Annotated in this window: 8 protein-coding genes; 7 read left to right on the top strand and 1 reads right to left on the bottom strand. The window is 60.7% G+C overall.

The features are described 5' to 3' along the window. Window positions 1–288 precede the first annotated feature (288 nt). The 3 genes from mprF to AC07V0_RS07985 all read left to right on the top strand — a co-directional run bounded on the left by mprF (window position 289) and on the right by AC07V0_RS07985 (window position 5,026). The gene (mprF, locus tag AC07V0_RS07995; protein WP_018926943.1) at window positions 289–2,931 is read left to right on the top strand and encodes a bifunctional lysylphosphatidylglycerol flippase/synthetase MprF; all 2,643 of its coding nucleotides are present in this window, start codon (window positions 289–291) and stop codon (window positions 2,929–2,931) included. Beyond that, window positions 2,931–4,226 (top strand): virulence factor family protein, encoded by a 1,296-nt coding sequence (locus AC07V0_RS07990; protein ID WP_064619969.1) that lies wholly within the window; start codon window positions 2,931–2,933, stop codon window positions 4,224–4,226. Before mprF ends, AC07V0_RS07990 begins: the two co-directional genes overlap by 1 nt. Before the next feature lie 473 nt (window positions 4,227–4,699). Beyond that, on the top strand, window positions 4,700–5,026 hold the full coding sequence (locus AC07V0_RS07985) for a DUF3077 domain-containing protein (protein WP_086944782.1): 327 nt from the start codon (window positions 4,700–4,702) through the stop codon (window positions 5,024–5,026). A 61-nt stretch (window positions 5,027–5,087) separates the two neighbouring features. Here AC07V0_RS07985 and AC07V0_RS07980 read toward each other — a convergent pair whose 3' ends face one another. After that, the gene (locus AC07V0_RS07980; protein ID WP_018926945.1) at window positions 5,088–6,989 is read right to left on the bottom strand and encodes a potassium transporter Kup; all 1,902 of its coding nucleotides are present in this window, start codon (window positions 6,987–6,989) and stop codon (window positions 5,088–5,090) included. 290 nt (window positions 6,990–7,279) lie between these two features. Here AC07V0_RS07980 and rimO point away from each other — a divergent pair, with 290 nt between their 5' ends. The 4 genes from rimO (at window position 7,280) to AC07V0_RS07960 (ending at window position 10,601) form a co-directional block, all read left to right on the top strand. Beyond that, window positions 7,280–8,617, top strand: a complete 1,338-nt coding sequence (rimO, locus tag AC07V0_RS07975) for a 30S ribosomal protein S12 methylthiotransferase RimO (RefSeq protein WP_018926946.1) — start codon at window positions 7,280–7,282, stop codon at window positions 8,615–8,617. Between the two features lie 125 nt (window positions 8,618–8,742). Continuing rightward, complete coding sequence (locus AC07V0_RS07970) at window positions 8,743–9,216, top strand: GNAT family N-acetyltransferase (RefSeq protein ID WP_018926947.1); 474 nt, start codon at window positions 8,743–8,745, stop codon at window positions 9,214–9,216. Window positions 9,217–9,344: 128 nt separating this feature from the next. Further along, a complete protein-coding gene (locus tag AC07V0_RS07965) occupies window positions 9,345–10,055 on the top strand; it encodes an rRNA pseudouridine synthase (RefSeq protein WP_019647851.1) in 711 nt (236 codons plus the stop codon). Window positions 10,056–10,130: 75 nt separating this feature from the next. Continuing rightward, window positions 10,131–10,601 (top strand): YehS family protein, encoded by a 471-nt coding sequence (locus tag AC07V0_RS07960; RefSeq protein ID WP_018926949.1) that lies wholly within the window; start codon window positions 10,131–10,133, stop codon window positions 10,599–10,601. Window positions 10,602–10,685 lie beyond the last annotated feature (84 nt).

Genomic DNA, 10,685 nt, shown 5'->3' with positions numbered 1-10,685 from the left:
CCCGCAACCAAACATCAAAAAAGGCTACTCGAAAGAGTGGCCTTTTTTGTATCTGTTGAAAAAGTCCTTTCGCAACAATGATCTGTCACTGTGCAGTGAGCCGTTCAGGGTCGCCAGACTGTGAGTTCAGACCTAGGCTGAACCGCAAGGAAAACCCTCGACGACTGGTGATGCGCCATCGCCGATACCCGGTGAGACGCGTTAATATTTGTGATTATTTTTTTCTACAGGGATTGGTAACTTGGCTGGATACCCCCATCCTGTCGCGCACAATCCAAGAGGTGATTGATGCGCGCCAACTCGTCTGATCCACAAGACACCGTCACAGCGACACAACCGATCAAAGCTGAGCGTCTGCGCTTGCTGGATCGAATCAGCAAATACCGTCAACCCATCGGTCTGGCGGTCACTTTGCTGCTGTTCGCCATCGCGCTGATTGCCTGTCGTCACCTGCTGAGCGAACTCGATCTGTACGCGCTGCACGACTCGATCCTGGAAGTGCCGAGACCGGCCTTGCTGGGAGCGTTAGGCGCGACCGTCGTCGGCTTCATCATTCTGCTGGGTTACGAATGGTCGGCCAGCCGTTATGCCGGCGTGACACTGGCGCCGCGAGTCGTGGCGCTGGGGGGCTTCACCGCCTTCGCCATCGGCAATGCCATCGGTCTGTCGCTGCTGTCGGGGGGCTCGGTTCGCTACCGTCTATATGCACGGCATGGCGTGGGGGCTTCGGAAGTCGCGCACATGACGCTGTTTGCCAGCCTCTCGCTCGGCTGCGCCCTCCCGCCCCTGGCCGCCCTCGCCACCCTCAGCAACCTGCCCGCCGCCTCGCTGGCCCTGGGTTTCTCCGAGACGTTGCTGGGTGCGATTGCAGGGGCCGTGCTGCTGCTCGCCACGGTACTGGCGATCGGTATCTACCGCCGTCGTTTGCCGGAACAGCCTTACCCGGACAACCTGCTGGTCAAGGTCGGCCGCCGCACCTTGCGCCTGCCGGGCCGCCGCCTGACCTTCCTGCAACTGGTCATCACCGCCCTGGACGTGGCCGCCGCCGCGACAGTGCTCTATCTGTTGCTGCCCGAAGCACCACCCTTCGGTGCGTTCCTGCTGGTCTATCTATTGGCCCTGGCCGCTGGCGTGCTCAGTCATGTACCCGGCGGTGTCGGGGTGTTCGAAGCGATTTTGCTGGCGGCCTTCGCCGACAAGCTCGGTGCCGCGCCACTGGCTGCCGCCCTGCTGCTCTACCGCCTGATCTACGTGATCTTGCCGCTGCTGGTGGCTTGCGTACTGCTGCTGATCAACGAAGGCCAGCGCCTGTTTCAGACACGCCAGACGCTACGCGCCGCCTCAGGCCTGGCCGCGCCGATTCTGGCGGTGCTGGTGTTCCTGTCCGGCGTGGTGTTGCTGTTCTCTGGCGTAACGCCGGAGATCGATACGCGCCTTGAACACATCGGCTTTCTGATCCCGCATCGACTGGTCGACGCCTCGCACTTCGGCGCCAGCCTGGTGGGCGTGCTCTGCCTGCTGCTGGCTCAGGGCTTGCGTCGCCGCCTGTCGGCCGCGTGGATGCTGACCACCATTCTGTTGTTGGTCGGCGCCGTGCTCTCTCTGCTCAAAGGCTTCGATTGGGAAGAAGCCAGCCTGATGACCCTGACAGCAAGTTTGCTGGGGGTTTTCCGGCGTTCGTTTTACCGTCCCAGCCGCCTGACCGAGCTGCCGTTTTCGCCGCTGTATCTGGTGTCGAGTCTTTGCGTACTCGGCGCATCGATCTGGTTGCTGCTGTTCGCCTATCAGGACGTTCCGTACAGCCATCAACTCTGGTGGCAGTTCACCCTCGACGCCGACGCCCCGCGAGGTTTGCGTTCGTTGCTGGGTGCCGCGGTGCTGCTGGTGGTGGTGTCCCTGACGTGGCTGCTGCGTACCGCGCGTCCGATAATCCACCTGCCAACCTCCGATGAACTGGAGCGCGCGGCTAATATCCTCATGGCCTCCTCCCAACCGGATGGCGGCCTGGCCCTGACCGGTGACAAGGCGCTGCTGTTTCACCCCAACGACGAAGCGTTCCTGATGTACGCCCGCCGTGGCCGCAGCCTGGTAGCGCTGTATGACCCGATCGGCCCGACCCAGCAACGGGCGGAAATGATCTGGCAGTTCCGTGACCTGTGCGATATCCATCACGCTCGCCCTGTGTTTTATCAAGTGCGTGCCGAGAACCTGCCGTACTACATGGACATCGGCCTGACCGCGATCAAGCTCGGCGAAGAAGCCCGGGTCGACCTCAAGCGTTTCGATCTCGAAGCCAAAGGCAAAGAGATGAAGGACCTGCGCTACACCTGGAACCGTGGCACCCGTGACGGCCTTTCGCTGGAGATCCATGAGCCGGGGCAAGCGCCGATGGACGAGCTCAAGGTGATTTCCGATGCCTGGCTGACCGGCAAGAATGTGCGCGAGAAAGGCTTCTCGCTTGGGCGTTTCAGCGATGACTACCTCAAGCACTTCCGTGTCGCGGTGATTCGTTTCGAAGGGCGCCCGGTGGCGTTCGCCAACCTGCTCGAGACCTACGGTCATGAACTGGCCAGCCTCGACCTGATGCGCGCACACCCCGACGCCCCTAAGCTGACCATGGAATTCATGATGGTCGGCCTGATTCAACATTATAAAAATCATGGATACGCGCGCTTCAGCCTGGGCATGGTGCCATTGTCGGGGTTGCAACCCCGGCGCGGCGCACCACTGACCCAGCGCTTGGGCTCGATGGTGTTCCGCCGTGGTGAGCAGCTGTATAACTTCCAAGGTTTGCGCCGCTTCAAAGACAAGTTCCAGCCTGACTGGGAACCCCGTTATATGGCCGTGCCCGCCGGACTCGATCCGCTGGTGGCCCTGGCCGACACTGCCGCCCTGATTGCGGGCGGCTTGACTGGATTGGTGAAACGCTGATGATTCAACGCTCCCTGCGGTACGTACTGGCCACACTGGTAGTGCTGGCCCTGATTGTCGGTAGCGGTTACTGGTACCTGAAACGCCCGGCACCCGAACCGACCCTCGAACTGCTGACGCCAGCCGATGGCGCCGCGATGACCCGCGTCATCCCCGGCACCACGCCGCGCGCGCAGGTGCTGGTGGCGGTCAATGAAGAGCAGAAGCTCAGCGATAAACAATTGATGACCCTGAGCCGCAGCGGCTCGGCGCAGATCGTCCAGGTGATCCTGCCCAAGGACTGCATCCAGCAAAGTCGCGCTCTGCAGGCAGGCCTCAGAGAGCTCAAAGGCCCGGCAACCCTGGTCAGCGGCATCGGCCCTGGCGCCGTGCTGGCGTGGCGCTGGCTGGCCGAGCAGAAGGACGACAAGGCCCAGGCCATTTCGGTTGACCTGGCCCTGGAAAAACCTGGCTGCACTCATCTGCTGCCAAAAAGTGCCGCCCACGGTCACTGGCTGGTGGCCTGGAACGACAACCCGGACGACACCAGCGCCGGCTTCGTGCGTGACCAGCCCAACGCCGAAACCAGTATCAGCGACTACGACATCAACCTGCCGCAAGTGCTGAACAACGAACTGCGCAAAACCCTCGTCGGTGGCGATAAAGCCGCTGGCGGCCTGCAGATTCCGGTGGTCGAAGTGCCAGCCGGCCAAGCCAAGGACACCGTGACCCTATTCCTCTCCGGCGACGGCGGCTGGCGCGACCTGGACCGCGACGTGGCCGGCGAGATGGCCAAGATCGGCTACCCAGTGGTCGGCATCGACACCCTGCGCTACTACTGGCAGCACAAGAGCCCGGAACAAAGCGCCCTGGACCTGACCGAACTGATGCAGCACTACCGGCAGAAATGGGGCACCAAGCGCTTCATCCTGACCGGCTACTCATTCGGCGCCGACGTTCTGCCAGCCATCTACAACCGCCTGCCGGAAGCCGAACAGCAGCGGGTCGACGCAATCATCCTGCTGGCCTTCGCCCGCACCGGCAGCTTCGAGATCGAAGTCGAAGGCTGGCTCGGCAACGCCGGCAAAGAAGCCGCCACCGGCCCGGAAATGGCCAAGCTGCCGCCGGCGAAAGTGGTGTGCATCTACGGAGAGGAAGAAGTCGACGAGAGCGGCTGCACCGACAAGACCGCCGTGGGCGAAGCGATGAAACTGCCTGGCGGCCATCACTTCGACGAGAACTACCCGGCGTTGGCGCAGCGATTGGTGGATGCCATCGTGAAGCGTCAAGCGAAGGAGACGGCGGCTCAGGAGTGATCTGAGTCCCCGTACACAAAAAAGCCCCCGACACCTTATGGTTGCGGGGGCTTTTTCATTAGCACGCAATTTAACCGCACCACAGGGGGCTGCGCTGAACTCAGATAAATGGGGACATGTTTAGTCTCGTTTACAGAAGGTGTCACAATATCGGATGACGCCCGCAGACCTTGTAGGCAAACTCCGAATCTTTCTTTTTGGGCACTTTGCCGTCTTGTTGCGTTTTTCTTCGACGGGATACTCTCGGACGTCGCTGACCATTCAGCGATCGGGCTTGGAAACCCGTCGGATACTAGCCGCAACAGCGCCCCTTCATGATTGCATGCGTTTTTTGTGATCATGAGTTATGGCAGCTGTGCGTGGGACGCCCTCGGGCGTGCCGGTTTCCTAGTTCCCGGTTTCCAACCTGCGTACAGCTGTCACCCATTCGCTTGGAAACGAATGAGTCAGCTCCTCAACTAGGATTTTTGACTATGACTAAAATTGATGTTTCCGCGATTTCAGAACTAAAAACCCTCGGCTTCACCCCTCTCATCTACTGCTCGGATCAGGCGCTATTCAACGTCCGCGCCGGCGTCCCCATCGTTGATGCATTGTCACAAGCCTCCGACCTGCTGTTCCTCGCCAGATCATTTACCGAGGATGCAGCCTACGCAAAAGACACCGACCGCCACGCCTGGGCCGCGCATTATTTGACGGCGATGAGTAAGGCGGTGATTGATGATGTGGTGAAGGTGCTGACACCGCGACCCGCCCGAACAAAGACCGAATCTGAAGAAGAATTGCCTGAAAGCAAGTAAAGGCACAGACACAAAAAAGCCCCCGCTACCTTCATGGCAACGGGGGCTTTTTCATGGGGGCTTACATCTCGACCTGGGTACCTAGTTCAATCACCCGGTTCAGCGGCAGATTGAAGAAACGCAGGTTGCCATTGGCGTTTTTCAGCATGAAGGCGAACAACGCCTCGCGCCAGCGGGCCATGCCTTCGAGCTTGGAGGCGATGACTGTCTCGCGGCTGAGGAAGTACGTGGTGCGCATCGGGCTGAAGTCCAGGTTATCGAGATGACACAGCTTCAGTGCTTGCGGCACGTCCGGCTCGTCGGTGAAACCGAAGTGCAGGATGACCCTGAAGAAGCCTTCGCCGTAAGAATCGACCTCGAAACGTCGTTGCGGCGGGACGCGCGGGATGTCTTCGTACACCACTGTCAGCAACACCACTTGCTCGTGCAGCACCTGGTTATGCAGCAGATTGTGCAACAGCGCGTGGGGCACGGCATCCGGGCGAGCGGTAAGGAACACAGCGGTGCCCTGGACCCGATGTGGCGGTTGCACACGGATACTGCTGATAAAGATCGGCAGCGGCAGCCCGCCTTCGTCCAGGCGATCCACCAGCAGTTGCTTGCCGCGTTTCCAGGTGGTCATCAGGACGAACAGTGCGATACCGGCGATCACCGGGAACGCGCCACCCTGAACGATTTTTGGCACGTTGGCGGCGAAGTACAGACCGTCCACCAACAGAAAGCCGAGCAACACCGGGACCGCAAGAACCGGTGGCCACTTCCACAGCAGCAGCATCACCGCCGACACCAGAATCGTGGTCATCAACATGGTCCCGGTCACCGCCACGCCGTAGGCCGAGGCCAGGGCGCCGGAGGACTCGAAGCCCAGTACCAGCAGGATCACGCCGACCATTAGCGCCCAGTTCACCGCGCCGATATAAATCTGCCCTTGTTCGGCACTGGAGGTGTGCTGAATGCGCATGCGCGGAATGTAGCCGAGCTGGATCGCCTGGCGGGTCAGGGAGAATGCACCGGAGATGACCGCTTGCGAGGCAATCACCGTGGCCATGGTCGACAACGCGACCAACGGGATCAGCGCCCAGCTTGGCGCCAGCAGATAGAACGGGTTGCGGGCCGCTTCCGGATCACCGAGCAGCAATGCGCCCTGACCGAAGTAGTTCAGCACCAGTGCGGGCAACACCAGGATGAACCAGGCCCGAGCGATCGGCTTGCGCCCGAAGTGGCCCATGTCCGCGTACAGCGCCTCGGCACCGGTCAACGCCAGCACCACGGCACCAAGAATCGTGATCCCCATGCCTGGATGGTCCATGAAGAAGCGTACGCCCCAGACCGGGTTTATCGCCTGCAACACTTCCGGGTGTTGGTTGATGCCGTACACGCCCAGCGCGCCGAGTACCAGAAACCAGGTGACCATGATCGGCCCGAACAGAATGCCGATCCGGGCCGTACCATGACGCTGGATCAGAAACAGCGCCACCAGCACGATCAACGACAACGGCACCACCCAATGGTCGATGCCTTCGAAGGCCAGCCCCAGCCCTTCGATCGCCGAAAGAACGGAAATCGCCGGGGTGATCATGCTGTCGCCGTAGAACAGCGCCGTGCCGATCAGCCCGCAGACCACCAGCAGCGTGCGCAATTTTGCATGCCCCCCCGCCGCTCGTCGTGCCAGCGCGGTCAAGGCCATGATCCCGCCTTCGCCCTGGTTGTCGGCACGCAGCACGAACATCATGTATTTGATCGACACGACCCAGATCAGCGACCAGAAGATCAGCGCCAGAATGCCCAGCACGCCGTCATGGTTGACGGGCACGCCATAGCCACCGGAAAACACTTCTTTTAGGGTGTACAACGGGCTCGTGCCGATGTCGCCATAAACCACTCCGACCGCCGCAACCAGCATGCTGATCGGCTTCGCCGCCGAATGTCCGCCGGCTATCGCCTGACTACTTGCCTGCCCCATCCATCACTCCTACTACTCAGATCCGGGCTTCTTCAAAGAAGCACTATGATTTGTGGTGCAGCATGCACTGTTTTACTTGTTGTTACAGACGATTTATTGACTGTAAAAAATCGGTAAAGCGTAAAGGCGCGAAGCATAGCGCAGCACTCGTCGTATTTCCCTGCATAAAGCTGGTCAAGTGCGCCGCCCATCGTTAGAATTGCGCACTTTTTGACCAGAGGGTGCAACATAGCGCCCGTCTGTCGCCTTGCCGTCATCGGCTGGAGGCGTCACAAATACCGAGGTTAGACATGTCCACCACTCCTGCGCCGGCCAATCCAAAGGTTGGCTTCGTATCCCTGGGTTGCCCGAAAGCACTGGTCGACTCCGAGCGCATCCTTACCCAGCTGCGCATGGAAGGCTATGACGTTGTGTCCACTTATCAGGACGCCGACGTCGTGGTGGTCAATACCTGCGGCTTCATCGACTCGGCCAAGGCTGAGTCCCTGGAAGTGATCGGCGAAGCCATCAAGGAAAACGGCAAGGTCATCGTGACCGGCTGCATGGGCGTCGAAGAAGGCAATATCCGTAACGTGCACCCGAGTGTGCTGGCCGTGACCGGTCCGCAGCAGTACGAGCAAGTGGTCAACGCCGTGCACGACGTCGTGCCGCCGCGTCAGGATCACAACCCGCTGATCGACCTGGTGCCGCCGCAAGGGATCAAACTGACCCCGCGCCACTACGCCTACCTGAAGATTTCCGAAGGCTGCAACCACAGCTGCAGCTTCTGCATCATCCCGTCGATGCGCGGCAAACTGGTCAGCCGCCCGGTCGGTGACGTGCTCGACGAGGCCCAGCGCCTGGTCAAGTCCGGCGTCAAAGAGCTGCTGGTGATTTCCCAGGACACCAGCGCCTATGGCGTCGACGTGAAATACCGCACCGGTTTCTGGAACGGCGCGCCGGTGAAAACCCGCATGACCGAACTCTGCGAAGCCCTGAGCACCCTCGGCGTCTGGGTTCGCCTGCACTACGTTTATCCGTACCCGCACGTCGACGAGCTGATCCCGCTGATGGCCGCCGGGAAAATCCTGCCGTACCTGGACATCCCGTTCCAGCACGCCAGCCCGAAAGTCCTCAAAGCCATGAAACGCCCGGCCTTCGAAGACAAGACCCTGGCGCGCATCAAGAACTGGCGCGAAATCTGCCCGGACCTGATCATCCGTTCGACCTTCATCGTCGGCTTCCCCGGCGAAACCGAAGAAGACTTCCAGTACCTGTTGAACTGGCTGACCGAAGCCCAGCTGGACCGCGTCGGCTGCTTCCAGTACTCGCCGGTCGAAGGCGCACCGGCCAACGATCTGGACCTGGAGATCGTTCCGGACGACGTCAAGCAAGACCGCTGGGATCGCTTCATGGCGCACCAGCAGGCCATCAGCTCGGCACGCCTGCAAATGCGCATCGGCCGTGAGATCGAAGTGCTGGTGGACGAAGTCGACGAGCAAGGCGCGGTTGGCCGCTGCTTCTTCGATGCCCCGGAAATCGACGGCAACGTGTTCATCGACAACGGCAGCAACCTGAAGCCGGGCGACAAGGTCTGGTGCAAAGTGACTGACGCCGACGAATACGACCTGTGGGCAGAACAGATCTAAACGCAAAAAATACGAAAAGCCCTGCTCTCTTGACGAGATGCGGGGCTTTTTTACGTCTATCGTTTTGTGGGAGAAAAAACTCGCAGCCTTACGGGAACGGCTCTTAACAGAAGGAGCAAGCGGCCATGCGCCAACATTCGGTCATTTACACACCGAAACAGAGCGACTACGAAGAACTCACCCGCGTGTGGGAAGCCTCGGTGCGCGCTACCCATGACTTTCTGCCCGACAGCTACATCGAACTGCTGAAGAACCTGGTCCTGACCCGCTACCTCGACGCCGTCATGCTGATCTGCACCAAAGACTCGCGCCAGCGCATCACCGGGTTCGCCGGCGTGGCAGCGGGCAAGATCGAAATGCTGTTCATCGATCCGGATCACCGTGGCCAAGGCCTGGGCAAGCAATTACTGCGCTATGCCCTGGAACACCTGAACGCCGATGAGCTGGACGTCAATGAGCAGAACCCACAGGCCCTGGGTTTTTATTTCAAGCAGGGCTTCGAGGTGATTGGTCGTTCGGAGCATGACGGCATGGGCCAGCCTTACCCGTTGCTGCACATGCGTTTACGCCAGGGCCAGCAACTGGCGCGCAATGGCTGACACACCATGGCGCCATGTGGGAACGGGCTTGCTCGCTCCCACATTAAAAACACATGAGGCAAATGGACCCGCGATTAACCGGCGCCAGGCAGGTACAATGCCCACCCCTTTTTTGTTACGGCCCTGTCATGACTGACCCGATTCGTCTCTCCAAACGCCTCATCGAACTCGTCGGCTGCTCCCGTCGGGAGGCTGAGCTGTTCATCGAGGGCGGCTGGGTCACCGTCGACGGTGAAGTCATCGACGAGCCGCAGTTCAAGGTCGACACCCAGAAAGTCGAGCTCGACCCAGAGGCCAAGGCCACTGCGCCGGAGCCGGTGACCATCCTGATGAACGTCCCGGCGGGCATGGACGCGGACAGCGCCATGGCGACCCTCAGCGCCGCGACCCTGAGCGAAGAACACCGCTACGGCAAACGTCCGCTCAAGGGTCACTTTCTGCGCCTGACCGCCAGCGCCGACCTGCAGGCCAACGCCAGCGGTCTGCTGGTGTTCACCCAGGACTGGAAGATTCTGCGCAAACTCACCGCCGATGCCAGCAAGATCGAGCAGGAATATGTGGTCGAGGTCGAAGGCGACATGGTGGCTCACGGCCTCAACCGCCTGAACCACGGCCTGACGTACAAGGGCAAGGAACTGCCGCCGGTCAAGGCCAGCTGGCAGAACGAAAACCGTCTGCGCTTTGCCATGAAAAACCCACAACCGGGCGTGATCGCCCTGTTCTGCCAGGCCGTCGGCCTCAAGGTCGTCGCCATCCGCCGCATCCGCATCGGCGGTGTGTCCATCGGCAAAGTGCCCGTGGGGCAATGGCGCTACCTGTCCGGCAAAGAGAAGTTCTAAGGCTTTTCCCGCCGCCATACATTTCGGCGCCGCAGCTTCATGCGGCGCCCACAGCGAAATATCAGGACTGCACACATGATTCATAACGACGTACTGCGCAGCGTGCGCTACATGCTCGACATCAGCGACAAGAAAGTCATCGAGATCATCAAGCTCGGCGGCATGGACGTCACTCTGGAAGACCTGGTGACATACCTCGACAAGAAAGAAGAAGACGAGGAAGGTTTCGTACGCTGCCCGGACGAAGTCATGGCGCATTTCCTCGATGGCCTGGTGATCTTCAAGCGTGGCAAGGACGAAAGCCGTCCGCCGCAGCCGATCGAAGTGCCGGTGACCAACAACATCATCCTGAAGAAGTTGCGCGTCGCCTTCGAACTGAAGGAAGACGACATGCACGCCATCCTCAAGGCCGCCGAGTTCCCGGTGTCCAAGCCTGAGCTGAGCGCGCTGTTCCGCAAGTTCGGCCACACTAACTACCGCCCGTGCGGCGATCAATTGCTGCGCAACTTCCTCAAGGGCCTGACCCTGCGCGTGCGCCCGCAGTAAATCGCGCCGCGCGCCCTGTAGGAGCCGGGGGGGGGGGGGGGGGGGGGGGGGGGGGGGGGGGGGGGGGAGGGGGGGGGGGGGGTG

It is taken from the genome of Pseudomonas sp. GW821-FHT01E10 (assembly GCF_059422365.1).
This window is presented reverse-complemented; position numbering and strand designations above follow the sequence as displayed.

Excerpts from the sequence above, each read along its gene's own strand:
- AC07V0_RS07960 (WP_018926949.1), top strand. The coding sequence starts at position 10,131 with ATGATTCATAACGACGTACTGCGCAGCGTGCGCTACATGCTCGACATC.
- AC07V0_RS07965 (WP_019647851.1), top strand. The coding sequence starts at position 9,345 with ATGACTGACCCGATTCGTCTCTCCAAACGCCTCATCGAACTCGTCGGC.
- AC07V0_RS07985 (WP_086944782.1), top strand. The coding sequence starts at position 4,700 with ATGACTAAAATTGATGTTTCCGCGATTTCAGAACTAAAAACCCTCGGC.
- AC07V0_RS07980 (WP_018926945.1), bottom strand. The coding sequence starts at position 6,989 with ATGGGGCAGGCAAGTAGTCAGGCGATAGCCGGCGGACATTCGGCGGCG.
- AC07V0_RS07970 (WP_018926947.1), top strand. The coding sequence starts at position 8,743 with ATGCGCCAACATTCGGTCATTTACACACCGAAACAGAGCGACTACGAA.
- rimO (WP_018926946.1), top strand. The coding sequence starts at position 7,280 with ATGTCCACCACTCCTGCGCCGGCCAATCCAAAGGTTGGCTTCGTATCC.
- AC07V0_RS07990 (WP_064619969.1), top strand. The coding sequence starts at position 2,931 with ATGATTCAACGCTCCCTGCGGTACGTACTGGCCACACTGGTAGTGCTG.
- mprF (WP_018926943.1), top strand. The coding sequence starts at position 289 with ATGCGCGCCAACTCGTCTGATCCACAAGACACCGTCACAGCGACACAA.